The 24,631-nt window shown below is 66.3% G+C and carries 23 protein-coding genes and 1 pseudogene; 15 read left to right on the top strand and 9 right to left on the bottom strand.

Annotation, left to right across the window (positions count from 1 at the left end; genetic code table 11):
• Nucleotide 1 precedes the first annotated feature (1 nt).
• The gene (locus tag BST13_RS05460) at nt 2-1,441 is read left to right on the top strand and encodes an APC family permease (RefSeq protein WP_083161474.1); all 1,440 of its coding nucleotides are present in this window, start codon (nt 2-4) and stop codon (nt 1,439-1,441) included.
• Here the strand turns inward: BST13_RS05460 and BST13_RS05455 are convergent, their stop codons facing one another.
• From BST13_RS05455 to BST13_RS05440, 4 genes are all read right to left on the bottom strand, one after another.
• Nucleotides 1,442-1,951 carry a hypothetical protein gene (locus tag BST13_RS05455; protein WP_083161472.1) on the bottom strand — a complete coding sequence of 170 codons (510 nt, stop codon included), beginning with the start codon at nt 1,949-1,951 and terminating at the stop codon, nt 1,442-1,444.
• 28 nt (nt 1,952-1,979) lie between these two features.
• Nucleotides 1,980-2,276, bottom strand: a complete 297-nt coding sequence (locus BST13_RS05450; protein ID WP_083161470.1) for a hypothetical protein — start codon at nt 2,274-2,276, stop codon at nt 1,980-1,982.
• A gap of 130 nt (nt 2,277-2,406) precedes the next feature.
• Nucleotides 2,407-3,906, bottom strand: coding sequence for a sensor histidine kinase (locus BST13_RS05445; RefSeq protein WP_083161468.1), 1,500 nt, complete (start codon nt 3,904-3,906; stop codon nt 2,407-2,409).
• Nucleotides 3,907-3,913: 7 nt separating this feature from the next.
• Nucleotides 3,914-4,687 (bottom strand): response regulator transcription factor, encoded by a 774-nt coding sequence (locus BST13_RS05440; protein ID WP_083161466.1) that lies wholly within the window; start codon nt 4,685-4,687, stop codon nt 3,914-3,916.
• A 465-nt stretch (nt 4,688-5,152) separates the two neighbouring features.
• On the opposite strand from BST13_RS05440, the gene BST13_RS05435 reads away from it, so the two are divergent.
• Nucleotides 5,153-7,318, top strand: a complete 2,166-nt coding sequence (locus tag BST13_RS05435; RefSeq protein ID WP_083161464.1) for a SulP family inorganic anion transporter — start codon at nt 5,153-5,155, stop codon at nt 7,316-7,318.
• A gap of 111 nt (nt 7,319-7,429) precedes the next feature.
• On the opposite strand, the pseudogene BST13_RS05430 reads toward BST13_RS05435, so the two are convergent.
• From BST13_RS05430 to grcC1, 3 genes and pseudogenes are all read right to left on the bottom strand, one after another.
• Nucleotides 7,430-7,612, bottom strand: a pseudogene (locus BST13_RS05430) (DUF1326 domain-containing protein); the annotation flags it as partial.
• A 13-nt stretch (nt 7,613-7,625) separates the two neighbouring features.
• Nucleotides 7,626-8,501, bottom strand: coding sequence for a zinc metalloprotease HtpX (gene htpX, locus BST13_RS05425; protein WP_029371346.1), 876 nt, complete (start codon nt 8,499-8,501; stop codon nt 7,626-7,628).
• A gap of 69 nt (nt 8,502-8,570) precedes the next feature.
• Nucleotides 8,571-9,578, bottom strand: coding sequence for a nonaprenyl/(2E,6E)-farnesyl/geranylgeranyl diphosphat synthase (gene grcC1, locus BST13_RS05420; RefSeq protein ID WP_083161462.1), 1,008 nt, complete (start codon nt 9,576-9,578; stop codon nt 8,571-8,573).
• Nucleotides 9,579-9,599: 21 nt separating this feature from the next.
• Between grcC1 and menJ the strand changes: the two genes are divergently transcribed.
• Both menJ and BST13_RS05410 read left to right on the top strand, forming a co-directional pair.
• Nucleotides 9,600-10,829 (top strand): menaquinone reductase, encoded by a 1,230-nt coding sequence (gene menJ / locus BST13_RS05415; protein ID WP_083161460.1) that lies wholly within the window; start codon nt 9,600-9,602, stop codon nt 10,827-10,829.
• 15 nt (nt 10,830-10,844) lie between these two features.
• Nucleotides 10,845-11,294, top strand: coding sequence for a hypothetical protein (locus tag BST13_RS05410; protein WP_245839372.1), 450 nt, complete (start codon nt 10,845-10,847; stop codon nt 11,292-11,294).
• On the opposite strand, the gene BST13_RS05405 is transcribed toward BST13_RS05410, so the two are convergent.
• Together BST13_RS05405 and BST13_RS05400 are read right to left on the bottom strand one after the other, a co-directional pair.
• Nucleotides 11,284-11,763 (bottom strand): TspO/MBR family protein, encoded by a 480-nt coding sequence (locus tag BST13_RS05405; protein WP_083161942.1) that lies wholly within the window; start codon nt 11,761-11,763, stop codon nt 11,284-11,286. The genes BST13_RS05410 and BST13_RS05405 overlap by 11 nt on opposite strands.
• Before the next feature lie 22 nt (nt 11,764-11,785).
• On the bottom strand, nt 11,786-12,784 hold the full coding sequence (locus BST13_RS05400) for a CobW family GTP-binding protein (RefSeq protein ID WP_083161456.1): 999 nt from the start codon (nt 12,782-12,784) through the stop codon (nt 11,786-11,788).
• 236 nt (nt 12,785-13,020) lie between these two features.
• On the opposite strand from BST13_RS05400, the gene BST13_RS05395 reads away from it, so the two are divergent.
• From BST13_RS05395 to BST13_RS05345, 11 genes are all read left to right on the top strand, one after another.
• On the top strand, nt 13,021-13,833 hold the full coding sequence (locus BST13_RS05395) for an MlaE family ABC transporter permease (protein ID WP_083161940.1): 813 nt from the start codon (nt 13,021-13,023) through the stop codon (nt 13,831-13,833).
• On the top strand, nt 13,830-14,687 hold the full coding sequence (locus tag BST13_RS05390; protein WP_083161454.1) for an MlaE family ABC transporter permease: 858 nt from the start codon (nt 13,830-13,832) through the stop codon (nt 14,685-14,687). Before BST13_RS05395 ends, BST13_RS05390 begins: the two co-directional genes overlap by 4 nt.
• Nucleotides 14,684-16,066 (top strand): MCE family protein, encoded by a 1,383-nt coding sequence (locus BST13_RS05385; protein ID WP_083161452.1) that lies wholly within the window; start codon nt 14,684-14,686, stop codon nt 16,064-16,066. The genes BST13_RS05390 and BST13_RS05385 overlap by 4 nt, the downstream gene beginning before the upstream one ends.
• Entirely contained in the window at nt 16,063-17,109 is a 1,047-nt protein-coding gene (locus tag BST13_RS05380; RefSeq protein WP_083161450.1) for an MCE family protein, read from the top strand. The genes BST13_RS05385 and BST13_RS05380 overlap by 4 nt, the downstream gene beginning before the upstream one ends.
• The gene (locus BST13_RS05375) at nt 17,110-18,165 is read left to right on the top strand and encodes an MCE family protein (RefSeq protein ID WP_083161448.1); all 1,056 of its coding nucleotides are present in this window, start codon (nt 17,110-17,112) and stop codon (nt 18,163-18,165) included.
• Entirely contained in the window at nt 18,162-19,265 is a 1,104-nt protein-coding gene (locus tag BST13_RS05370; RefSeq protein ID WP_083161446.1) for an MCE family protein, read from the top strand. Before BST13_RS05375 ends, BST13_RS05370 begins: the two co-directional genes overlap by 4 nt.
• Before the next feature lie 5 nt (nt 19,266-19,270).
• Complete coding sequence (locus BST13_RS05365) at nt 19,271-20,329, top strand: MCE family protein (RefSeq protein ID WP_083161938.1); 1,059 nt, start codon at nt 19,271-19,273, stop codon at nt 20,327-20,329.
• Nucleotides 20,326-21,549: an MCE family protein gene (locus tag BST13_RS05360; protein WP_083161444.1), complete on the top strand. Its 1,224-nt coding sequence runs from the start codon at nt 20,326-20,328 to the stop codon at nt 21,547-21,549. Before BST13_RS05365 ends, BST13_RS05360 begins: the two co-directional genes overlap by 4 nt.
• A complete protein-coding gene (locus tag BST13_RS05355) occupies nt 21,546-22,124 on the top strand; it encodes a hypothetical protein (RefSeq protein WP_083161442.1) in 579 nt (192 codons plus the stop codon). Before BST13_RS05360 ends, BST13_RS05355 begins: the two co-directional genes overlap by 4 nt.
• 19 nt (nt 22,125-22,143) lie before the next feature.
• Nucleotides 22,144-23,049: an oxygenase MpaB family protein gene (locus BST13_RS05350; protein ID WP_083161440.1), complete on the top strand. Its 906-nt coding sequence runs from the start codon at nt 22,144-22,146 to the stop codon at nt 23,047-23,049.
• 217 nt (nt 23,050-23,266) lie between these two features.
• Complete coding sequence (locus BST13_RS05345; protein WP_083161438.1) at nt 23,267-24,562, top strand: HNH endonuclease signature motif containing protein; 1,296 nt, start codon at nt 23,267-23,269, stop codon at nt 24,560-24,562.
• Nucleotides 24,563-24,631: the final 69 nt, after the last annotated feature.

Here is a 24,631-nt window from a genome sequence, read left to right as displayed (position 1 = left end):
AGTGTCCGAAGACATTCAGATGGGTCCCGACGCCACGAGCGGCGATGCCGGGCTGCGCCGCGGCGTGATGGGCGGGGGCGAACTCGCCGCCCAGGCCATCGCGAACATCGCACCGAGTGCCGTCATCGCGTTCACGGCTGCCGCGATCTACAACACCGCCACCAACGGCACCTGGGTGTCGTTCGCCCTGGCAACCGTGGTCATCCTGTCGGTCGGGTACTGCATCTCGCAGTTCGCCAAACGCCGCTCGTCGGCAGGTTCGCTCTACAGCTACGCGGCGACCGCGCTGGGTCCGTTCGGCGCCTACCTGACCGGCGTCAGCCTCCTGATCGGCTGCTTCGGCATCGCCGCCGGATCACTCAGCGGGTCGGTGGCCTACACCGCGACCCTGCTCAACCAGCTCGGCATCCCGATCCACGGCACCGTCGCGCAGATCGTGCTGGCTGTCGTCCTCGGCGCGCTGGCGACCCTGTTCACCATTCGTGGCATCCGGCTGTCGGCGCGGGTTTCGCTTGTGCTGGAACTGGTTTCGGTGTCCATCATCACGCTGCTGCTGGTGATCACGCTGGTGCACCTGGGTGGCGGTGCGTTCGACGCCGACCAGTTCGAGCTCACCGACGTGAAGCCGTCGGGCATCGTGGTGGGCATGGTGCTGGCGATCCTCGGTTTCGTCGGCTTCTCCAGCTCGGACGCCCTGGCCCGGGAGGCCAAGGACCCCTACCGTGCGGTGCCGCGCGCGATCATGTGGAGTGCGGCCGGTGTCGGTGTGCTGTACGTGTTCGCCGCCTACACGCAGGTGGCCGCCCTGGGGCCTGCACTGGGCTCGTCGGCCCAGCCGCTCGATGACATCGCGACACTGGTCGGCATGCCGACATGGTTCAACCCGATCCTCAACTTCGGTGTTGCCGCATCGTTTTTCGCCGTCGTGGTGGCCCCGCTGAATGTCGTCGGCCGCATCCTCTACGTGATGGGCAAGGAGGGCGTCGTCAGCCCGGCAATCGGGCGGACCCATCCCACGCACCTGACCCCGCACCGCGCACTCGTGTCGGTCGGACCGCTGGTGATCGCCGTGCCCGTGGTGATGTACCTGTTCGGCGCAGACCCGATGAACGTCGTCACGTGGGTGGACACGTACGGGACCTACGGCTACATGGTGGCCTATGCGGCCGCGGCGCTGGCTGCCGTGGTGTTCCTGCGCGGCATCAACGCGCGGGTTCCGCTGGTGTGGCCCGCCGCGGCCGTCGCGATCGTGTCGATGGCATATGTGTTCTACGCCAACGTGTATCCCGTTCCGGCGTACCCACTCAATGTCATCCCATGGCTGTTCATCGCGACCGTAGCCGCGGCGCTCGCCTGGTACTGGTTCCTGAGTCGTCGTTCACCACACGTGATTTCGGCGATCGGCACCAGTGAGGTGGAGACCCTGGAAGGGATCGGCTGATCAGCCGATCCGCACCGAGGGCTTGATGCCCGACGGCCGGTCGCCGACGACGTAACTGCCCGCCGGGCTGATCACGAAGCCCGATTGGTTACGCCCGTCGACGCAGGCCGTCATCACCCCGTCGGTGCCGCAGCTGACGGTCTGGTAGCTGATTCGGGTGTTGGCAGGCAGCGGCTTGGCGCCGTCGACCACGGAGAACAGCGGGGCCGCGGCACTGGCGAACCCGGGGGCTCCGGTACCACCGCTGACCATGTTGGCGCCGCCCGGCGCGGCGGGGATGGCGCCACTGCAGCCGTACCCGCCGTCGCGCTGCAACACGCAGGTGATCCCATCAGGCGTGCTGAAGGCGTACCACTGGTTGTCCATCACCGCGTATTCCGACGTCTTCACCGGCGCGAACGCGTTGACGTTGGGCAGCGGCGGCGGATCATCCGCCGTCGCGACCCCGGGCACGCTCATCACAGCCGCCCCCGCGGCGCTCATCAGGCCGATCACCAGTCTGCTCAGCACCCGGACACCCTAACGTGAAGCCACCGGATCAGCCACAGGCCAGATCGACGTAGACCGTGGTGTAGCGGACCACCTCGACGGTGTTGCCGCGCGGTGCGGCGGTCAGATCGGTGATCGGGCGTCCGGGCCGCACAGCGCTGACCGTGCAGTTGTCGATCGATCCACTGCCGACCTTGGTCTGGATCACCTTGTAACCCTCGGATTCGAGCTGCTGGATGGTCTGCCGGGCGGTCTGCCCCGACGGCGCCGCCGAGGCCGGGGCGGCCAGTGCGATTCCGGTGGCAGCCAGGCTGACGGCAACGGTGGCGACAACAGGCTTTATCATTTCGAATTCACCCTTCCTATTTCGCTGAATTCTCTTCCAGCCTAGGTGGGCATTCACGCGTCGGCCATCAATTCATATCGAACGCATACGATATTGCGCATAGGACTAATTCAGGCTGAATTCACATCATTCACGATGTGGCAGAGGCCACGTCGGCCGACTGGGCGGCAAGCGGTATACGCACGGTAAATACGGTCTTTCCCGGCGTTGATGCGACGGCGACGGCGCCGTCGTGAGCCTGTACGATCGACGCCACAATTGCCAGCCCGAGGCCCGTGCTGCCCAATTCTCTGGACCGCGCTTTATCGGCACGCACAAAGCGCCCAAAAAGGTTCGGCAACAATTCCGCTTCAATTCCCGGACCGTCATCTGCAACGGTCAGTTCGGCAAATTCCCCGGCGACGGTCAGCGTCACCACCACCGTCACGCCCGGCGGCGTGTGCACCTTCGCGTTGGTCAGCAGATTGCTCACCACCTGGTGCAGCCGGGCCAGGTCGCCGCGCACCCAGACCGGATCGTCGGGCAGCCGGGTCACCCAATGATGGCTGGGCGCCGCGACCGCGGTGTCGTTGACCGCGTCGACCACGAGATCGTTGAAATCGACGTCGTCGGTCTCCAGGTCCTGCCCCTCGCCCAGCCGTGACAACAGCAGCAGGTCACTGACCAGCACCGTCATCCGGCGTGCTTCGGCCTCGATGCGGGCCAACGCGTATTCGGTGGTCGGCGGCAGCATCGTGCTGTCCTGCCGGGTCAGCTCGGCGTAGCCCTGGATCGCGGCCAGCGGTGTGCGCAGCTCGTGGCTGGCGTCGGTGAGGAACTGCCGCGTGCGCCGGTCCGATGCGGCCAGTTCGGCCAGCGCGCTGTCCACGTTGACCAGCAGCCGGTTGAGGGTCTCCCCCACGATGCCGACCTCGTTGTCCGGGTCGGTGTCACGTTCCCGCACCCGGGCGGTGATGCGGTGATCCTCACCGTCGAGCCGCAGGGTGGCGACCTTGGCCGCGGTCGCGGCGACCCGGCGCAGCGGCCGCAGCGCGTAGCGCACCACGAGAACCGTTCCCACGGCGGTCACCATGAGCGCGATGACGATCATCACCGCGACCGTCACGGTCTTGCGGGCGATCACCCGGTTGGCGCTGTCGAGCGAGACCCCCGAGACCAGCACGTCCCCGTCGCCTGCCGCCTGGCTGGCCAGCCGATAGGAGCCGAGCACCGGCAGTTTGACCGTGCGGGGATTGTGGTCGGTCCAGGACTGCGCATCGAGCGCCTGCGTCACCGCGGCAGGCGCCGGCCGCGGCTCGCCGTCGGAGAACATCGCCGACTGCACCACCTCACCGTCGCGGACCACCGCGATCAGGTTGCCGGGAGCCTGACCGACGAACGCGGTCAGCGCATCGGGCGCCGCGTCGATCTGATGCGCGGAATCCTGACCACGCAGCTTCTCGAAGGAATGGCTGAACGCGGCCAAGGACCGCGCCACCTCGTTATCACTCATCGTCGACACGTAGGTGTGCAGGCTGTAGACGGACAACGCGCCGACCGCGGCCAGCACCACCGTGACGATCGCCGTCACGCCGAGTACCAATTGCCTGCGGAGCGAACGTGGCCGCCACCAAGGGCCGACCCGGCTCATCGCGCGGCTATTCAGCGGGCCGCAGCATATAGCCGACGCCGCGGACCGTGTGAATCATCGGTTCGCGGTCCGCGTCGACCTTTTTGCGCAGGTAGGAGATGTAGAGGTCGACGATGCTCGACTTGCCGCCGAACCCGTAGTTCCACACCCGGTCGAGGATCTCGGCGCGGCTCAACGCGCGGCGCGGATTGCGCATGAGGTAGCGCAAGAGCTCGAACTCCGTCACGGTCAGGGCGATCGGCTCACCACCGCGGGTGACCTCCCGGCTGGCACCGTCGAGCACCATGTCGCCCACCCTGAGCACCTCGTCGGCCGGCGGTGTGGCGTGACTGGACCGGCGAAGCAAACCACGCAACCGCGCAACCAGTTCCTCGAGGCTGAACGGCTTCGTCATGTAGTCGTCGGCACCGGCGGTCAGCCCCGACACCCGGTCGAGCACAGAGTCCCTCGCAGTGAGAAACAAGGTGGGCGTATAGCCGGCGGCTTCGCGCACCCGCTGCAGAATCTGCAAACCGTCGATGTCGGGCAGCATGATGTCGAGCACCACGACATCGGGCTCCATCTCATCGAACTTGGCTTGGGCCTCCTGGCCGTTGTGGGCCACCTCGACGACCCAACCCTCGTAGTGCAACGCCATCTTGACGAGGTTGGTCAGCGCCGGCTCGTCGTCCACCAGCAACACCCGAATGGGCGAACCGTCAGCCCGATTGATCCGGGGCAACTGCCCGAGAATGGCCTGGCGCGGCTGGTGAGCACGTGGAGATACCGACATCGTGGTCATACTGCCATTCTCCTGAGCACACAGTTAGTTGTCACGGAGTTCATATCGAGTTCTTACACAAACCCATTCGGCGCCAAAGCTATGACGCAAGTCACCATATACGCCGCCTGGTGAGCCAGTCGAGAATTGTTGCAATACATACGGTTTCAATCACTCACGTGAACTCTTGGTTACGCGGTTCGCCGCGTGCGGCGGGTTTTGCCTGCACAGCAGGGCAATTCGAGTGTGAGGTGGCTCGCGCAGAAGATTTGCGTTCTCTATGCGTCCCCCATTTCGCGTTGACGCTGGTTCACAGCCATAAATACGCTCGCCCATAGCAATTCGATGCTTGAAGCCAGCTGTGAACACACTCCGGATTGTGTATTGCTGCGCTGCAACATCTTTCAATGACACCGTCGTCAATTCACCGATCGGTGTGCGCTCGCCCGCGTACCGACAACCGCCCGACTCGAACTGGAGTACGTGATGCAGCAAACTTCTCAACTGGCGGACAGGGCCAGATCCGTCCTGCGCTACGACCTGCCCGCCTCGCTGGTGGTCTTCCTGGTCGCATTACCGCTATCTCTGGGCATCGCGGTCGCGTCCGGGGCGCCGGTCCTGGCCGGACTCATCGCCGCGATCGTCGGTGGCATCGTCGCCGGAGCACTGGGCGGATCCCCGCTACAGGTCAGCGGACCTGCCGCCGGGCTCACCGTGATCGTCGCCGGGCTCGTCGCCCAGTTCGGCTGGGCCGTCACGTGCGCCATCACGGTGCTCGCGGGCGTGCTGCAGGTGCTGTTCGGGCTGAGCCGGGTGGCCCGCGCCGCATTGGCCATCTCGCCCGTCGTCGTGCATGCGATGCTGGCCGGCATCGGCCTGACCATCGTCCTGCAGCAGGCCCACGTGCTGCTCGGCGGCAGCTCCAACAGCTCTGCCTGGGACAACGTCAAGGAACTGCCCGCGCAGCTGATGGGGGCGCACGGCCACGGCGTGATCCTCGGTGCGATGGTCATCGCCATCCTGGTCGGGTGGCGATGGATGCCCGCGGCCGTCAAGAAGGTGCCCGGTCCGCTGGTGGCCATCGCGGGCGTCACGGCGTTCTCGCTGCTGCCGATGTTCGGCGACGTCAGCCGCATTGTGCTGAACGGCTCGCTGTTGGACGCCCTGGCACTGCCGAGCCTGCCCGACGGCAACTGGGGAGCGTTTGCCACCGGCGTTTTGACCGTGGCCCTGATCGCGAGCGTGGAGAGCCTGCTGTCGGCAGTCTCGGTCGATCGGATGCACACGGGCCCGCGCACCAACTTCGACCGCGAGATGATCGGCCAGGGTGCGGCCAACATGGTGTCCGGCGCGGTCGGCGGCCTGCCCGTCACCGGCGTCATCGTCCGCAGCTCCACCAATGTGGCCGCGGGCGCCCGCACCCGAGCCTCGGCGATCATGCACGGCGTCTGGGTGCTGGTGTTCGCGGTGCCGTTCGCCGGTCTGGTCCAGCTCATCCCGACCGCCGCGCTGGCCGGCCTGCTGATCGTCATCGGCTGCCAGTTGGTCAACCGCGCACACATCGAAACCGCCCGCCGCACAGGTGATCTCGCGGTGTACGTGGTCACCATCCTGGCCGTGGTCTTCCTGAACCTGCTCGAAGGCGTGCTGATCGGTCTGGCCCTGGCGGTGGCGTTCACCGTCGGGCGCGTGGTGCGCACCAAGATCGCCGCCGAGCCCAGCGGTGGCGGCGCCTGGCGCGTCGTGATCGAGGGTTCCTGCACGTTCCTGTCGCTACCCAAGCTGACCAACGCACTGGGCGAAGTTCCGCCCGGGGTCCCCGTCACCGTCGAACTCTCGGTCGACTTCCTGGACCACGCCGCGCACCAGACAATCGAGGAGTGGCAACGCCAGCACGTGGCCACCGGCGGCACAGTCGACATCCACGACGTGGGCGCGGTCGAGATGCACAGTGCCGTGGCAGGTCCGCCCGTGCGCGGGTTCAGCCCGTTCGACAAGCGCTCCGGTGTGGTGCCGTGGCGTTCGTGGCAGCGCGACGAGTCGCCGTCGGTGCTGCATGGCCTGGCCGCCTATCAGCGCCGCACCGCCGCGGTATTGCGACCACACATGCAAGACCTGGTCGACGCCCAACGCCCAGAGACGCTGTTCCTCACGTGCGCCGATTCGCGGGTGATCCCCAACGTGATCACCAGCAGCGGGCCCGGCGACCTGTTCACCGTGCGCAACGTCGGCAACATGGTTCCGGCCGGGCAGAGCGATGCCTCGATCGAAGCAGCCATCGCGTTCGCGGTGGACAAGCTCGACGTCAGCTCGATCGTGGTGTGCGGACACTCCAGCTGCGGTGCGATGACAGCTCTGCTCGGCCAGGCAGACACCGGTGACCGGCACCTGAATTCCTGGCTGGCCCATGGCAATCCGTCTCTGGAGGCCTTCGACGACGGCCGTCATCCCGTGGCACGGTCGGCAGCCGAGGCGGGCTTCAGCACTGTCGATCAGCTGTCGATGGTCAACATCGCGATACAGGTGCAGACGCTGCAGGCGCATCCAGTGGCCCGGCGGGTCAACGTGATCGGGCTGTTCTACGACATCCCGAGCGCGGGCGTGCTGCGCGTTACGCCCACACAGATCGAGGCCCTCGCCGACGCTGCGTAGCTGGCTCCGTTTGCACCTTGCACCTTGCACCTTGCACCGCGAGCGTGCGCGTCTGCTGCCCGACACTCCGTGTTGGGACAGCAGTACGCGCACGCTCGTCGTGCGTCGTCAGGGCCGCCAGTCGAACGGGAAGTGCTTGCTCGAGCCGCCCCGGTACTGGTGTGAGAAGTCGAACCCTACGGCGTCGTCCTTGGTGACCACGCCCCACGTCGCAACCTGGCCCGGGCCGACCTCGGCGCCGGGAGCGTTGACGGTGGTGACGCGCCGGCGCGGATCGGACGTGGGACCCGTCAACGGGAGGGAACTGCTAGTAGTGGCCCGGGCCGCGGCCCGCCATGTCCTCGAGCCGCCGGATGCGGTCAGCGATCGGCGGATGCGTGGAGAACAGCTTGCCGATGCGCTCGCCGGCCCGGAACGGGCTGGCGATCATGAGATGCGCCTGGTCGGCCAGCTGCGGCTGCGGGGGCAGCGGAGCCGCCTCGACGCCGCCGGAGATCTTGCGAAGCGCCGACGCCAAGGCCAGTGGATCACCGGTCAGCTCGGCGCCGGACTGGTCGGCCTGATACTCGCGCGACCGCGACACCGCCAGCCGCACAACTGTGGCGGCGATGGGCCCGAGCAACGAAACCAGCAACAGTGCAAAGGGATTCGCATTGTCGCGATTACCGCCGAACATGCCTGCGAACATCGCGATATTGGCCAGCGCGGTGATGACCGACGCCATCGCGCCCGCCACGCACGAGATCAGGATGTCGCGGTTGTACACGTGGGACAGCTCATGGCCCAGCACGGCACGCAGCTCACGCTCGTTGAGAATCTGCAGAATGCCGGTGGTACAGCAGACCGCGGCATTGCGCGGATTGCGGCCAGTGGCGAAGGCATTCGGATTGGCCGTGTCGGAGATATAGAGCCGCGGCATGGGCTGATGCGCGGTGGTGGCCAGCTCCCGGACGATCCGGTAGATCTCGGGGGCCTGCAGCTCGGTGACGGGCTGCGCGTGCATCGCCCGCAAGGCCAACTTGTCGCTGTTGAAGTACACATAGGTGTTCATGCCGACGGCGAACAGCACCGCCAGGTACATCACGTTGCGGCCGAACAGCGAGCCGACGAACACGATGAGCGCCGACATGCCCACCAACAGCAGGAATGTCTTGAGTCGGTTGGCGTGAGGATTCCAGGTCATCAGCTTCCTCCTCGAGCTTGGGAAGTCTTCGCCGATTAAACGCTCAGCAAGCCTGCCTGGGTTCCGGAATCAGCCGTGCCGGTTCACGGTGTAGTCGACGAGCGACAGCAGCGCCTGCCGGCCGGGGACGTCGGGCAGGTTGTCCAGTTCGGCACGTGCCTGTGCCGCGTAGGACGCAACGGTCTCCTTCGCGCGGACCATGCCCGGCGACGCCCGCAGCAGTCTCAGCGCCTCGGCGACATCCTCGTCGCGCTCCACCGGCCCGGCCAGCAGGACCCGCAGCCGGTCGGCCTCGGGCCCGGTCTCCTGCAACGCGTACAGCACCGGCAGGGTGTGGACGCCTTCCCGCAGGTCAGTACCGGGAACCTTGCCCGACTCATCGGGATCACTGTCGATGTCGATGATGTCGTCGGAGATCTGGAACGCGGTGCCGACGATGCCGCCGAGCCGGTCCAACCGCTCGATCTGTTCGTCGTCGGCACCGGAGAAAGTGGCCCCGAACCGCCCCGACGCCGCGATCAGGCAGGCCGTCTTCTCGTACACCACTTTGAGGTAGTGCTCGATGGGGTCGGCCTGCTCGGCAGCGCCGCGAGTCTCCCGCATCTGGCCGGTGACCAGCTGCGCGAATGTGTCGGCAATCACGCGTACGGCGTCCGGGCCGAGACGCGACACGAGCCGAGACGCGGTCGCGAACAGGTAGTCGCCTGCCAGGATCGCGATGTTGTTGCCCCACCTGGCGTTGGCGCTGGGTGCGCCGCGGCGGACCTGGGCCTCGTCCATCACGTCGTCGTGATACAGCGTGGCCAGGTGCACCAACTCGATGACCGAACCCGCGATCGCGACGTCGGGATCGTCGGGCCGGGGCCCCAGGGAGGCGGCCAGCACCGTGAACAGCGGGCGGAAACGCTTCCCACCGGCCTGGAACAGGTGCTGAACGGCCTCGGCCATCAACTCATCGGCTTTGCCCAGCTCAGTGGACATCAGATCTTCGATCCGGGCCACGCCGCCGCGGACTTCGGCGGCAAACGCCTCGTCCCCGAAATCCACGCCCGCCACCACAGTCGCTGGTGTCCTCATTCGTCCAACATACTGGGACCGATGGACACCAATGCAGATGTGGTCGTTGTGGGCGCCGGTCCGGCGGGGTCGGCCGCTGCGGCGTGGGCAGCGCGTAGCGGCCGCGACGTGCTGGTGATCGACGCCGCGCAATTCCCCAGGGACAAGGCCTGCGGTGACGGGCTCACGCCACGCGCGGTGGCCGAGCTGGAGCGGCTGGGCATGGGCGGTTGGCTGGATACCAAGCTGCGTCACCGCGGATTGCGAATGTCGGGTTTCGGTGCCGATGTCGAGGTGCCGTGGCCCGGCCCATCGTTTCCCTCGACCGGAAGCGCCGTGCCGCGCACCGAGCTCGACGACCGGATCCGCTCGGTGGCCGCCGATGACGGCGCGAAGATGTTACTTGGGGTCAAAGCCGTTGGCGTGAGCCATGATTCCCGCGGCCGGGTGGATGCGCTACACCTCGATGACGGCAGCACGATCCGATGCACAGACCTGATCGTGGCCGACGGGGCCCGCTCGACACTCGGTCGCGAACTCGGCCGCACGTGGCACCGGGAAACGGTTTACGGTGTGGCGATCCGCGCCTACATCGCCTCGCCGCGAGCCAACGAGCCGTGGATCACCTCGCATCTGGAGCTGCGGTCGCCCGAAGGCGCTGTGCTGCCGGGCTACGGCTGGATCTTCCCGCTGGGCAACGGGGAGGTGAACATCGGGGTCGGCGCGCTGGCCACCGCGAAACGGCCCGCCGACGCCGCGCTGCGACCCCTGCTGAACCACTACACCGAACTGCGTCGCGACGAGTGGGGGCTGACCGGTCAGCCGCGTGCCGCGCTCTCGGCACTTCTGCCGATGGGTGGTGCGGTGTCGGGGGTGGCCGGACCGAACTGGATGCTGATCGGCGACGCCGCAGCGTGTGTGAACCCGCTCAACGGCGAGGGCATCGACTACGGTCTGGAGACCGGCCGGCTGGCCGCTGAACTGCTTTGCGCCGGCGGGGTGTCCGGCTACGCGACGGCGTGGCCCGCGGTGTTGCAAGAGCACTACGCCCGCGGGTTCTCGGTGGCACGTCGGCTGGGCGTCTTGTTGACGCTGCCGCGCTTCCTGCCGCTGACCGGCCCGGTGGCGATGCGCTCGACGTTCCTGATGAACATCGCCGTGCGGGTGATGGGCAACCTCGTCACCGACGAAGACGCCGACTGGGTAGCCCGGGTGTGGCGGGCTGCGGGGCTTGCGTCGCGACGGTTCGATCACCGCAAGCCGTTCGCGTGAGCTGACCCGTCGGGCGTGTCGCCGCTCGGCGGCATACTTCCCTTGAAGATCGTCAAAAGTTTTGACGATCTTCAAGGGAGACAGCCGATGGGAACGACCGACGAACCGGCAAGTGGACCGGCCACCGAACCGTGGTGGGCCAACGATCCTGAGCTGCAGGAGATCATTCGTCGCTCAACCGAGCAGTTGCAACGCGAAATCGAAGCCTGCGCACCACTGCCGGGACTGCAAGCCGAGCCGGTCGTCGAAAATCTCTCGCCCACGGCCAGTCTGCGTCAACTCACCCATATACGTGAAGAACTCGACCGCCTACAGACGCGGTATGAGAAGGCAGTGCTCACAGCTCGCAACGCCGGGCTCTCGTGGGCTCAGATCGGTACTGCGCTCGGCGTCTCAAAACAGAACCTGCACAACCGCTTCCGTGACCAAGACCGAGCCATGCAACGGCGGCCGTTCAGCGGTTGAGCATCCAGATCCGCGTCGAGAGCGCCGTCGCGAACGCGCACCACAGCGGATAGGGCGCGAGCACGGCGCCGCGCGGGCCCTGAGCGGCTACGGCACGTCGGGTGAGATCGGCGCTGCTCGCGGTGAGCGCCGCTGCAACGACGGCCGCGGTGCCGAGCCGTTTCCGGGAGAAGAAGATCCACGACCAGCCGGCGTTCATGACGAGGTTGGCGGCCAGCGCTGCGCTGAACGCGCGGGCCTGATCATCGCGGTTCTCGGCGCGCAAGGTGTCCAGCGTCGTCGCCGACACCGCTGCGATGTCGGCGTAGAGCAGCGGCCAGACCACCGGAAAGGCTTGGCGGGGCGGCTGAAACGACGGCTTGCGCAGCTCGGTGTACCACGGTGACTGCGCGGGCCGGCTCGCCAGACCACCGATCACGGCAGTGGCCAACGCGGCAGATGCAGTCTTGATCAATGTGGTTGGTCGCATCATTCGTTGCTACCACGATTCGTCAGTCGGCGTAGCGCAGCACTCCGAGGATCGCCTGGTCGTCGGGCGGCTCCACACTGACACAGTCCTGTAGCGCTGACCGCACGGTGTCGACGCACATGTCCGTGCCGATCAACACGAGCGTGGTCGCGCGCTGTTCTGAGCTGTCCCAGCGCCGCCGGGAAAACCGTAACGAGCTGCCGACCAACTGCAGCAGGAACTTGCGCCCCGAACCGGCCGCGCCGAAATCGATGAAGCCCTTGGCCCGGTACAGGCCGGCGGGCCGGTCTCGCAGGAAGTCCATCAGCCGGCGGGGATCGAGTGCCTGGTCTGTGGTGAACTCCACGCTCTGATAGGCCGCATGCTCGTGATGATCGTGATCATGTGTGTCCCAGAGCAATTCGTCGAGGCTGAGCTGACCTAAGCGCGGCGCCCGCTCCGGCACGTCGATCAGCAGTGCCGGATCCACGCGCCCGAACTCGGTGGGCAGCACCGGAACTCGCGGATTGAACCCGCGCACCTTGTCGGTGACGGCGGCAAGCTCGGCGGAGCTGACCTGATCGGCCTTGTTGAGCACGACCAGATCCGCAACGCGCACACTGTGTCCGAGGTCGGCGCGGGCGAATTCCACCGCGTCGACCACCAACACCAGACCCGCGTAGTGATACCGGCTGTCGTCGGCGGTGGCCAGCGTGCGGGCCAGCGCCGACGGTTCGGCCACGCCGCTGGCCTCCACCACGATGAGGTCCAGCGGAGGCTTGACCGCCGCCAGCTTGCCCAGCATGTCGGCCGCCTCGTCGGCGTCGACCGCGCAGCAGATGCAGCCGTTGGACAGCGACGCCATCGCATCCACCTGACCCGCGATCAACATGGCGTCGATGTTGACTGCGCCGAAGTCGTTGACCAGGGCGCCGATCCGTACTCCGCGACTGTTCCGCAGCAGGTGGTTTAGCAACGTGGTCTTGCCCGCGCCGAGGTGTCCGGCGACAGCAAGTACAGGTACCGATCCCGACGCCGCCATTCGGCCATCGTAAATACCGGACGCAACCCCCTCTCGGCCAAGTTAATGGCGAATCTGAAATCATGCGATCACAAAAGCCACGCTGTCATACCGCTTGAACAGCAGTATTGATCCCGGGAGCTCGAAGAATAGTCATTTACTTAATGCTTGCCGCGAGGCCGCCGGATGTGACATGCTCCACACGCGGCCGGGGGGTCGAAAGCTCCCCACGCGCACCCCGTCGCGGAAGGATGTCGATGAGCTACGAGCTGCCTGCACCTAAAGGGCCGATGCGTGACGTCCTGGTCCAGGGCGGCTACGTGCTCGGGTTCTCGGTACAGGCCATCGTCAGCGTCGTCGTCGCAATCCTCCGGCGCCGACTGGTCGCCGACGAGGTGGTGGCGCAGACCGTGTTCATCGGCCGGGTCTGCACAGGCCCAGCGCTGCTGCTGATGATGCCGATCGGCGTGTTCATCGCGGTGTCGGTCGGCGAACTCGCCGGACGGATCGGCGCGGGCGGATACTCGGGTGCGGTCGTGGCATTCATCATCGTCGGCCAGGCCGCGGCGCTGGTGTGCGCGCTCATGATGGCGGGAGTTGCCGGGTCGGCCATCTGCACCGACCTCGGATCGCGCACCATCCGCGAGGAAATCGACGCCATGGAAGTCATGGGCCTCGACGTGATCGAACGGCTGGTGGCGCCGCGACTGGTCGCCGCTGTCATTGTCGCGCTGGCACTCTGCTCGATCGTGACGTTCGGCGGCGTGATGGCCTGCTACCTGTACCACATCGGCGTGCAGCACCTGCCCGCCGGAACGTTCCTGGCCACCTTCAGCCAATACGGCCAGGTGTCGGATTTCGTGATGGCACTGATCAAGTCGGCCGTATTCGGCCTTACTGCAACACTGGTGGCGACGTTCAAGGGACTGCACACCAAGGGCGGACCCGGCGGTGTCGCGAACTCGGTGAACGAGGCCGTGGTACTGGCCTTCGCACTGGTCTTCGTGCTGAACACCACCATGTCGGCGCTGTACACCGTCGTGGTTCCCGCGGTGGGCAGCTACCGATGACCGCGATCACCACAAGTGCTGCATTGCACCGGTTTTCGCGGCCGGTGTCAGCGGGTTACGACGCTCTGACGGTCATCGGGCGGCATGTCAGCTTCTACGTCCGCGTGGTCATGTCGCTGCCGTACGCGGCGGTGCGCTACCGCAAGCACACCCTCAGCCAGATCGGCGAGGTCACGTTCGGCACCAGCTCATTGCTCTCGGGCGGCGGCACCATCGGCATCGTCTTCGCCATGTCGCTCGCGGCTGCGATGATGCTCGGCGTCGAAACCCAGCGCGGACTCGACCTGGTCGGCATGAACACACTGTCGGGCATGCTCGCCGCGATCGCCAACACCCGTGAGCTCGCCCCCGTTGTGGTGGCAATCGCGTTGGCCGCCAAGGTAGGAACGGGTTTCACCGCACAGATCGGAGCCATGCGGATCTCCGATGAGATCGACGCGCTCGATGCCATGGCGTTGCGGTCGGTGCCGTACCTGATCGGCACCCGGGTGCTGGCCTCGGTGGTCTGCGTCATCCCGATCTACATGATCGGACTGCTCGCCAGCTACCTGTCCACCCGCACCGTGGTGGTGATCTTCAACGGTGCCTCACCCGGCACCTACGACTACTTCTTCCATCTGGCCCTCGGTCCGCGTGACCTGTTGTACTCGGGCATCAAGGCGGTGGTCTTCGCGATCGTGGTCGCGTTGGTGCATTGCACCTACGGCTATTTCGCCTCAGGCGGGCCGGCCGGAGTGGGTCAGGCTGCAGGCCGTGCCCTGCGTACCGCCATTCTGGCCGTCGGGATCCTCGACGTGCTCCTGACCTTCGCACTGTGGGGCCTGGTCCCCCAGATCCCGGGGATGGGCGTATGAGGCTGCGCAGACGACGGAACCGTCCGACCAGCCGCCCCCGGCTGGCCGTGCGCGGCGTGGCAGCCATCCTTACCGGCATCGCCGTCGCCGCTGCGCTCGTGGCGCGGGCGACGGGTAACCTCGACCGCACCGACGACGTCTTCGTCGGCGTACCCGTCTCGGCCGGCCTGATCACCAGCCAATCACCGGTGCGCTATCACGGTGTCAACGTCGGTCGCATTGCCGCCATCGAATCGGGCACCGCGACGTCACGGGTCCGGCTGGCCATCGAACCCGCTGCGCTGCAAATGATCCCATCCTCGGTCCTGGCCCGGATCGTGCCGCGGACCTTCTTCGGAGACATCTACCTGCAACTGGTCGACGGCCCCGGTGATCGGTCGCTGTCCGGGCTACGGCGCGGCGAGACCATCTCCATCGACCACAGCCCCGATGCGATGGCCCTCTACGACGTGTTCACCAAGATCGTCGACCTGTTCTCGCAGATTCGGCCCGAACGCATGCAGACCGCGCTGACGGCGATCAGTCAGTCATTGGACCACCGCGGCGCTCAAATCGGTTCGACCATTGACGATCTGAGCGCGGCAGCCGACACGTTGACGCCTTCGCTGACGCGTTTCCTGGACAGCACACCGCAATTCCGCGACGTGATGACCGCGCTGCACACCGCCACCCCGGACATCGTCACGACCCTGTCGGCGGCGACGTCAGTGTCCAACCGCATGGTCGCGGACCAGCGCCACTTCTCCTCGGCGATGGACGGTTTCGCCCGGTTCTCCGGTGTGCTCACCTCATTTCTGGCCGACCATCGCGAACAGCTGATCACCGTCGTCGATGCAACAGGAAAGATCCTTGCGACGACGGCCACCCAACCGCTCGGGCTGGTGGACACACTTGCCGGTGCGCAGGCTTTCGGCGAGGCCGGCGCCGAGGTGTTCGCCACCGGCAAGTTCAACATCACCGCGGTGGCGACCTTCGCCGGGCCCATGCCGTATGCAGTGTCGGACTGTCCCGTCTACGGCGCCAGATCTGGTGCACACTGCGCTGATTCGGCACCGTCGGGCACAGTCCCCGAGCAACCGGAGGACCCATTGCGCCGGCCTGCCACGGACCTGCCGCTCACCCCGTTCACCGCACCAACACCACACCTGCCCAACCAGACCGCGTTGCCGCCCGGGCCGGGATTGCCCGCATCCGCACCGATTCCGACGGACGCGGCACCGGCGGCGGCGGTCATCGACACCGATCGGCAGGAGCACGCACTCGCGGTGCTGCAGGACATCTTGGCACCACAGGCCGCGGGCCCCTCGACCGCACCGAACATCGCCACAGTGCTCATGCTCGGCCCGCTGGTCCGCGGAACGGAGGTGCGGATCGCATGAATACCCGCAGCCGGTCCTGGATCAAGCTCGGCGGCTACTGTGCGGCCGGTGTCGTCAGCGCGATGCTCGTGACCAACACCCTGTCAGTGCCGGTCCGCGGCAGCACCGTGACCTATCTGGCGCAGTTCAGCAGCGTGGAGGGGCTCAACGTCGGAAACCCGGTGACCATGAACGGTATTCGGATCGGGCGCGTCGAGTCCATCGCGTTCGCCGGTAACCCCGACGGCACCAGCCGTGCCGACGTCGGCATCGAGGTCAAGTCCGAGTACACCTTCACCACCGACGTGACCGCGGCGGTCCGCTACGGCGACATGCTCGGCGCGCGCTACGTCGCGCTGACGGACCCCGACGGCGTCGTCATGAACGTGTCGACCGACGACGCCCCGGCCAAACTTGCTGCGGGCGGCATCATCCCACTGGCACACACCGCGCCCGCGGTGGATCTGACCGCGCTGCTCAATGGCTTCAAACCGCTGTTCGACGCGCTCGCACCCGAACAGGTCAACAGTCTGACCCGTGGCTTCGTCGAGACCTTCAGCGGCCAAGCCCAGACCCTCACCACTCTGCTCACCCAGATCGCTTCGATGACAACCTCGTTGAGCAACAACGCAGGGATCTTCACTCAGCTCATCGACAATATGTCGACGCTGATGCGGTCGATCCACGCCCGCCAACCCCAGCTGGAAGAAATGCTCGGCGGGCTGGGCCGGCTCAGCGCCGCGATCACCAGCGGGGACGGACAACTCGAACTGCTCATCGACCAGGGCAACGCGGTGCTGGCCACGCTGGCAGGCGCCGTCGGGAGCGGTGGCGCGGATTACGGCGACACCATCACCAACCTCAAGAACATGCTCGGCTCCTGGCAGCCCAACAGCGAGCAGTTCGCCGCGCTGCTCGGCAACCTGCCGCAGTTCGGTGCCGCGATCAACCACACCACCAGCTACGGCGGCTTCGTCAGCCTGTACCTGTGCAACTTCACTCTGAAGATCGCCAGCCACGAGGCGAACATCTTCGGCCGCAGACATTCCGAGGTGTGCCAATAGATGTTTCTCGTCAAACTGATCGACCTGTTCGTCGGTGCGGTGATTTTTCTCTTCGTCAAAGATCAACGCAAACACAACCCGTCAATCCCCCTGGCGCTCGGCATGATCGGCACCATCACGCTGATTGCCATCATGCTCGTCTCGATCGGCGTGCCGCGCCTGGTCTACCAGGTACGCACCAACGCCTACGCCGCCGAACTGGCCAATGCCAGCGGACTGACCAGTGGCGACCCGGTCTACGTCGCCGGGGTACCCGCCGGGCGCGTCGAGCAGGTCGCGCTGGCGGGCAATCACGTGCAGGTGGGTTTCCGGCTCGACAAGGCACAACCATTGGGTAATCGCACCACCGTCACCGTCCGGTTACGGACCGTACTGGGCAAACGGTTCCTCGACGTGATGCCTGCCGGAAGCGTCAATCCTCAGGACTCCCGCACCATTCCGCTGGCCCGCACCACCGTGCCGTACAGCCTCGACGAAGTGGGCCGTCAAGCCGCGCGCGCCACGACCGGCGTCGAGCAGCAGCCACTCGCCGACATGATGAACACCCTGACCGAGTCCATGCCCGGCGACAGCGCCGAACTGGGCCGCGTGCTGGCCGGGATCAGCAGCGCCAGCTCGGCTTTCGCACAGAACGGCGACAAGGTCGATGAGCTGCTGCGGATCTCGCGCTCGCTGTCGGAACTGCTGGTCCAGCAGAGCGATTCCTTGAGTGCCACCGCAGCGAACGCGCAGCACATCGTGTCGGCACTGACCGCGCGCCGGCAGGCGCTGACCGACATCGTCACCAATTTGGGTGCGATCCTGCGGCAATTGTCCGCGGTGTACGGCGCCAAGCAACAAGACTTCGGCGAACTGGTCACCAAGCTGGCTGCAGTCACCGGGACCTTGAAGGCCAATGCCGACAAAATCGAGCAGACCCTCGTTCAGATGCCACCGGCAATCCGCGCGGTCACCAACGCGACCGGCAATGGCACCTGGGCGGACGTCAACTCGCCATCGCTGGTGATGCCCGACAACCTGTTGTGCTTCTTGAACGTTCAGCGGGAGTGCCGATGAGCCGTCGCATCCTGATCGTGCTCGTCATCGCGGCCTTCCTCGGCGGTGGAGGCTGGTTCGTATTCGGCCGCAGCGACCGGGCCACCACCGTGCACGCGGACTTCAGCTATATCAACGGCATCTACCCCGGCAGCAAGGTGACCGTGCTCGGCGTCCCGGTCGGGCGCGTCACCGCGGTCACGCCGCAGGGCACCACGGTGCGGGTCAGCATGAGCATTCCCGGCGACGTCGTGCTGCCCGCCGATGTCGACGCGTACGTGCTCAGCCCCGCGCTGATCAGCGATCGCAGTGTCGAACTCGGGCCGGCGTACAGCGGGTCGGGTCCCACGCTCGCCGACGGTCACGTCATCCCCGCCGACCACAGTCACGCGCCGATCACCTTTGACACCATGCTAGGCAGCCTGAGCACGCTGACGTCGGCCATCGGCCCGGGCCAGGGTGACATCGGCCAAGTGCTGACGCGCGGCGCCGACGAATGGCGTGGCCAGGGAAAGCAGTTCAACGAGGCCATGCGCAATCTCAGTGCCGCCAGCGGGGTGGTGGGCGCACGTGCAGACGACATTGGCGCCGTGGTCGACAACCTGACCACGCTGATGGCGGCGTTCAACAGACGGCAGGTGTCACTCAACCAAGTGATCACCGAGGTCAACCAGCTCGGCGGGACGTGGGCGGACGCGAACATCGACATCGGCGGGACGCTGCAGGATCTCAAGTCGGTACTCGAGCAGATCGACCGGTTCGTCACAGAGCACGGCGACGAGCTCGGGACCATCGCCGCCAACCTCAATGCCGTCGGCGACGTATTGACCACCAAACAGCCCGAACTCGCCGAGTTCATGGATCTCGTCCCGCTCATGATGCAGAACCTCTCCAACACCATCGGACCGGATCGCCGCGGTCGCATCCGGCTGAACGTGTCGACGGTGCTCACGCAGTTCGCCGCCGCGCAGAACTTCTGCGACCGGTGGATGCTCCCGATGTGTGTGGGCGCCGGGATCACCAATCCGATCTCCTACCCGATCAGCCGGTCGGACCCACTGGGCATCGTATCGGCCGTCACTGGCACCACTCCGGCTCCGAACCCGAAGTACCCGAGGTGATCGGCATGCGCAGACCAAGCTTGCCCGCGGTGACAAGCGCCGCAGCCGTCGCGATCGCCACCGCGACGATATGGTCTTTGAGCGACATCGGAATTCAGGATCTGCCCGTGGGACGCACCGCACCCGGCGACACCATGGCCATCACCGTGGTGCTGCCGACCGCTGACGGCATCACCATCGGGGCCGACGTACGCAACGGACAGAAAGTGGTCGGCCGAGTCAGCGCGATGACAATGGCCGCGTCCGGTGCCGCAGTGCGGCTCAGCCTGCAGGACGCCAGCGGCCTGGGCACCAACACCGCGGCCAGCGTGGAACTTCCCTCGGCGCTGGGCAATCCGTTCGTCCGGCTGACGGCTCCCGATCATCCACCACAGCGGGAGCTGCGCGACGGCGACGTCATCCCACCGAGTCACCCGCAGCTCGGACCGCAGATCGAGAGCGCGCTGGCCACTTTCGGCGCCCTGCTCAGCCGCAGCGGCGTCGACCAACTGACCACCATCGTCGGCGAGCTGGACAAGGCGCTGCGCGGCCGCGGCGGGAAGGTGCGTGGTCTTGTCGAGGCACTGTCGCAGCTGACGGCGAAAGCTGCCGAACACCAGGGTGAATTCGATCAGGCCATGAACCTCGCAGCCAGTATCACCGGGCAGTTCGACCGGGAACAGCAGGCCGTCACGGGCTATCTCGATGCGGTTCCGAAAGTCGTGGCCATGCTCGAAGTTCAGCGCGCCAAGCTGCAGAGCCTGTTCGCCTCGACTACGGCGCTGTCCGCGACGGCCAACAACGTGCTGGCCGGAACCGATCTGAGTGCCATGGTCGCCGACGCGAACACCGTGGCGGGGCTCCTCGGTACCTTCAACGACCGCATCGGCGCAACCCTGACAGCGATGAACGGCTTCCTGCAGAAATTCGGCCGGTCGGTGCACGGCGACTACCTGATGTTCGATGGCGCCCTGGATATTCCGGGCACCGTCGACAAGCTGCTCACCGGTGGCCTGATCGTCAACGGCACACCGATCACCGGCGACCAGGCGCTCGAGGGGTTCCTGTCGGGAGGTCTGAAGTGAGACGCCTGGTGGTGGTCCAGCTGGCGATCTTCGCGGCCATCGCGGCCATCGTGGTGCCGTTCGGGGTGCGTTATGTGGCAGGCCCGCAAGGCTTCCGCACACCACTGCTGCTGAACGCGACGATGTCCGACGCATTCGGGCTGACCGCCGGGACCAGCGTCACGGTACGGGGTGTGCAGGTGGGCACGGTCGATGCGGTGTGGCTGGACCGCGACGGCACCGCAATGGTGCGGTTGGCGCTCGACCCCGAGACGCGGATCCCGCACGACAGCATCATGACCATCGGCATGGGCACCGCGGCCGGGATCCAGAGCGTGGACATCCTGCCGCAAACCGACGCCGGACCGTACCTGGCTTCCGGCGACACCATCGCAGCACCCGCCGACCGCCAGCCGGTGCAGATGGACCGCATCATGGGCGACACCGCGCAGCTCGTGAAAGGCATTGATGCACAGTCGGTCCGGGAGGTGGGTACCGAACTGTCGAATGCGTTCGACGGGCTCGGCCCCAGCCTGGCCGCGCTGATCGACAACGGCGCCGACATCTCGCGGCGCATCCACACCCAGGCCGGCCAGCTGCAATTTCTGGTCGACGGCACCGCCGACCTGGTAACAACGATGGCCGCGCTGAACGGCCCGTTCGTGCGGGGCGTAGCGGCCGGCGCGCGACTGGCGACCCAACTCGATGGCAGCGGACCAGTGTTCCTCTACCTGACCGATCACACCCCGGCAACGCTCAATTCGTTGCAGCGTGTCCTGGATACCTACCGCGGCACGTTCGGCGCGACCCTGGCCAACCTCGCCACCGTGATGCCCGTCGTCGCCGACCGCACCGATTCCCTGCAGACCGGCCTCTCCACGATCCCGAAAGGGCTGCAGGCTCTGACCTCGATCGTCAAGCACGACGCCACCGGCCAGACCCGGGCCGACTTCTCGCTGATCGCAACCCAGGGCCCGGTGTGCAACTACGACGTGGACCGGCGGGCCATCGGCGACGTCAGCCCCACCCTGCCCAATCTGGTGATGTACTGCCCGCCCGCACCGGATCTCGGCATGCGCGGAGCAGTCAACGCGCCGCGGCCCAACGATCTCGGCCTGCAGCACTCCCAGACGCCGGGATATCCGATCGGCCCACCGGTGGTCGACGACCCCGTGAAGATTCCGACTCTGGCCCAACTGGTCTACAAATGGCGCAGCATCCTGAAAGGCGGACCGCAGTGAATCCTGACGATGACGACGAGGCCGGCGAGACGGTTCTGACTCTGGAACGCCCAGACGCTGAGCCTGATTCGGCCGACGTCTCCGCGCCACGGCGCCGGCTACCGCGGCTGCCGATGATCGCCCTGGTGGGGCTTTTGGTGGCAGCCGCCGTCGCCGCGGTTGCCCTGCTGTCCGTCGGCGAGTACCGGCACCGGCACACCGAAGCGCTTCGAGTGCAGGCGGTTTCGATGTCACGCGACTATCTGGTGGCGATGGCCGCATTCGACTACCAGAACCTCGACGCCAACCGTGCCCGTATCGTCTCCGACTCCAGCCCGGAGTTCGCCACCAAATACGACGAGATGGTCAGGGCGTTGCGCGACATCGTGGTCACCAGCAAGGGTGTGGCCACCGCGACCGCCGACCACGTTGCCGTCGAGCGGCTCGACGACAACTCCGCGACCGTGTTCGCATTCGTCGATCAGCACGTCACCAACGTGACTGCACCGCAAGGCAGCAACCAGAAGTACCGCATGGTGGTGTCGCTGATCCGCAGCGGGGACCGGTGGATCGTCAACGACGTGCAGACCGTGTGAGTGACTCGAAAGGACCGCCATGCCAACCACTTACGTCGATCTCGCGGCGCCACCCCGGCTGACCACCGCGGAGACCAGGATCACCATCACCCAGCGGGTACCGCGGTGGAACCGGAAGAAGGACGTCGACCTCACCGATGCGCTGGACTTCTGGTCGGCCGCCGGTGCCGCCGCCAACGTGATCATGCAGATGAGCTGGCCCGAGGTCGGCTACGGGGTGGCGGAAAGCCGCGTCGAGTCCGGCAGTCTGGTGCGTCATCCCTGGAAACGGTTGCGCACCACCGCACAGTATCTCGCCGTGGCGATCCTGGGGACCGACGAGGAGCGTGCCGCCTACCGCGAGGCGGTCAACACCGCGCACCGGCAGGTCCGCTCCACCGCCGAGAGCCCGGTGTCCTACAACGCGTTCCACCGCGAACTCCAGTTATGGGTCGCCGCATGCCTGTTCATCTTCTACGAGGACACCCATCAGCTGCTTTACGGCAAGCTCACCGACGAGCAGGCCGAAGGGTTCTATCAGAGCGCCATGCCGATCGGCACCACGTTGCAGGTGCTCGAAGCGCAGTGGCCCGCCACCCGCGCGGACTTCGACGCGTACTGGAACACTGCGTGCGAGCGGGTGCAGATGACGCCGTTCGTCCACGAATACCTGATGCACCTAGTACAACTCAAGATGATCAACCCTGTGCTGCGCCTTATGCTGGCGCCGCTGCTGCGATTCCTCACCATCGGGTTTCTGGCCCCCGTATTCCGCAACGTGATGGGGTTCGACTGGACCGACACCGACCGGCGCCGGTTCGAGCACCTGTTCCTGTTCGTGTCCTTCGTCAACCGGTTCCTGCCGAAGTCCTTGCGCAACGGCAATTACGCGGTGCTGATGACCGATCTGCGCCGCCGAATCAGGCACAACAAGGCGCTGATCTGAGCATGGCCACGCGTGAACGTGATGCTCCTATTTGCGCCAAGCGGCTTGTGGTTCGGTGCGGTATATGGCTTCGGGCCAGCAGGTCTTTCGGTGTCGAATCAGTGCTCGCGACCACCGAGATTCACCACAGGGACAGATTTCGAAGCTTTTGTCCATGACGTGAATGTCGGTGCGGTCAGGCCCGAAACTTGTCGGTGGCCTTCGCCATAATGGTGGCATGTCCTCGCAGCCAACATCTTTCGCTGATGACGGGCCGAGCCCTGCGCAGCGGTTGGAGGTGTTGATCGAGGAGTTGTCGGAGTTGTGCGGGCAGCGCAATGCGATCGACGGACGCATCGTCGACATTGTCGCCGAACTGGAACGCGACGAATTGTGTGGCGCCACCGGAGCCCGCTCGATCACGGCGTTCGTGGCGTGGAAAACCGGTGTCACCCCGAACAACGCCGACACGATCGTGGCGGTGGCACGCCGCGCCGAGCAATTCCCCCTCTGCACCCAAGCCCTGCGGGAGGGCCGGTTATCCCTGGATCAGGTGGGGGTGATCGCCGAACGCGCCGCCGACGGCTCCGATGCGCACTTTGCCGAGCTGGCCGCGGTCGCCACCGTCACCCAATTACGCACCGCGATCAAACTCGAACCCGAGCCCAAACCCCAACCCGATCCCGACGCGCCCACTGAGCCGGAGCCGGCTGTGGAACCGAAACGGTCGTTCACCAAAATCGAGCACGACGACAGCACCACCTACCAGATCACCCTGCCCCGGCTGGAAGCAGCGAAACTCGACGCCGGGATGCGCTCACACCAGGAGGCGCTGATCGCGGCGTGGAAACGCGACGACGACGAAGGGGACCAGGTATCGGAACAGGCACCACCCTTCCCCAACACCGTCGATGCGTTCATGAGCCTGGTCGAAGCGGGTTGGGCTGCCGATGTGGCGGCCCGCCCGCACGGCCAGCACACCACCGTCGTCGTCCACGTCGATCTCGACAAGCATAGCGAGAAGCCCGTCGCCGCATTGCACCTGGGCCCAGTGCTCACCGACGACGAGCGGCGCTACCTGACCTGCGACGCCACCTGCGAAGTCTGGTTCGAACGCCACGGGCAACCCATCGGCGCGGGACGTGCCGCCCGCACCGTCAACCGCCGGCTGCGCCGCGCTCTGGAGCACCGCGACCGCTGCTGCGCAGTCCCCGGCTGCGGCGCCACCCGCGGCCTACACGCCCACCACATCGTCCATTGGGAGGACGGCGGCCCCACCGACCTGGACAACATGGTCTTGCTGTGTCCCTACCACCACCGGTTGCACCACAAGGGCGGCATCACCATCACCGGCCCCGCCCACCAACTCACGGTCACCGACGCCACCGGCCGCGAACTACACCGGGGTTCGCTGGCCCGACCACCGACCACACCCCCACCCCAGGTGCCGCCCTACCGCGGGCCGACCGGCGAACGCGCCGACTGGTGGTGGTACACCCCCTTCCAACCCCAACCACCACCATCGCCCAACTGATATGTAGAGAATTCTGTCAAGTGGGCATGGGGAGGCGCCGTCGAGGAGCGACCCCGACGGCGCCTCGTT

This window comes from Mycobacterium aquaticum (assembly GCF_002086485.1).
Taxonomy (GTDB): Bacteria; Actinomycetota; Actinomycetes; order Mycobacteriales; family Mycobacteriaceae; genus Mycobacterium; species Mycobacterium aquaticum.
Note: the sequence above shows the minus strand (reverse complement) of the source record. Positions and strands in the feature narration are given on the sequence as shown.

Coding starts and splice junctions, on each gene's coding strand:
- BST13_RS05450 (WP_083161470.1), bottom strand. CDS start 2,276: ATGATAAAGCCTGTTGTCGCCACCGTTGCCGTCAGCCTGGCTGCCACC.
- BST13_RS05445 (WP_083161468.1), bottom strand. CDS start 3,906: ATGAGCCGGGTCGGCCCTTGGTGGCGGCCACGTTCGCTCCGCAGGCAA.
- BST13_RS05440 (WP_083161466.1), bottom strand. CDS start 4,687: ATGACCACGATGTCGGTATCTCCACGTGCTCACCAGCCGCGCCAGGCC.
- BST13_RS05435 (WP_083161464.1), top strand. CDS start 5,153: ATGCAGCAAACTTCTCAACTGGCGGACAGGGCCAGATCCGTCCTGCGC.
- htpX (WP_029371346.1), bottom strand. CDS start 8,501: ATGACCTGGAATCCTCACGCCAACCGACTCAAGACATTCCTGCTGTTG.
- grcC1 (WP_083161462.1), bottom strand. CDS start 9,578: ATGAGGACACCAGCGACTGTGGTGGCGGGCGTGGATTTCGGGGACGAG.
- menJ (WP_083161460.1), top strand. CDS start 9,600: ATGGACACCAATGCAGATGTGGTCGTTGTGGGCGCCGGTCCGGCGGGG.
- BST13_RS05405 (WP_083161942.1), bottom strand. CDS start 11,763: ATGCGACCAACCACATTGATCAAGACTGCATCTGCCGCGTTGGCCACT.
- BST13_RS05400 (WP_083161456.1), bottom strand. CDS start 12,784: ATGGCGGCGTCGGGATCGGTACCTGTACTTGCTGTCGCCGGACACCTC.
- BST13_RS05395 (WP_083161940.1), top strand. CDS start 13,021: ATGAGCTACGAGCTGCCTGCACCTAAAGGGCCGATGCGTGACGTCCTG.
- BST13_RS05390 (WP_083161454.1), top strand. CDS start 13,830: ATGACCGCGATCACCACAAGTGCTGCATTGCACCGGTTTTCGCGGCCG.
- BST13_RS05385 (WP_083161452.1), top strand. CDS start 14,684: ATGAGGCTGCGCAGACGACGGAACCGTCCGACCAGCCGCCCCCGGCTG.
- BST13_RS05380 (WP_083161450.1), top strand. CDS start 16,063: ATGAATACCCGCAGCCGGTCCTGGATCAAGCTCGGCGGCTACTGTGCG.
- BST13_RS05375 (WP_083161448.1), top strand. CDS start 17,110: ATGTTTCTCGTCAAACTGATCGACCTGTTCGTCGGTGCGGTGATTTTT.
- BST13_RS05370 (WP_083161446.1), top strand. CDS start 18,162: ATGAGCCGTCGCATCCTGATCGTGCTCGTCATCGCGGCCTTCCTCGGC.
- BST13_RS05365 (WP_083161938.1), top strand. CDS start 19,271: ATGCGCAGACCAAGCTTGCCCGCGGTGACAAGCGCCGCAGCCGTCGCG.
- BST13_RS05350 (WP_083161440.1), top strand. CDS start 22,144: ATGCCAACCACTTACGTCGATCTCGCGGCGCCACCCCGGCTGACCACC.
- BST13_RS05345 (WP_083161438.1), top strand. CDS start 23,267: ATGTCCTCGCAGCCAACATCTTTCGCTGATGACGGGCCGAGCCCTGCG.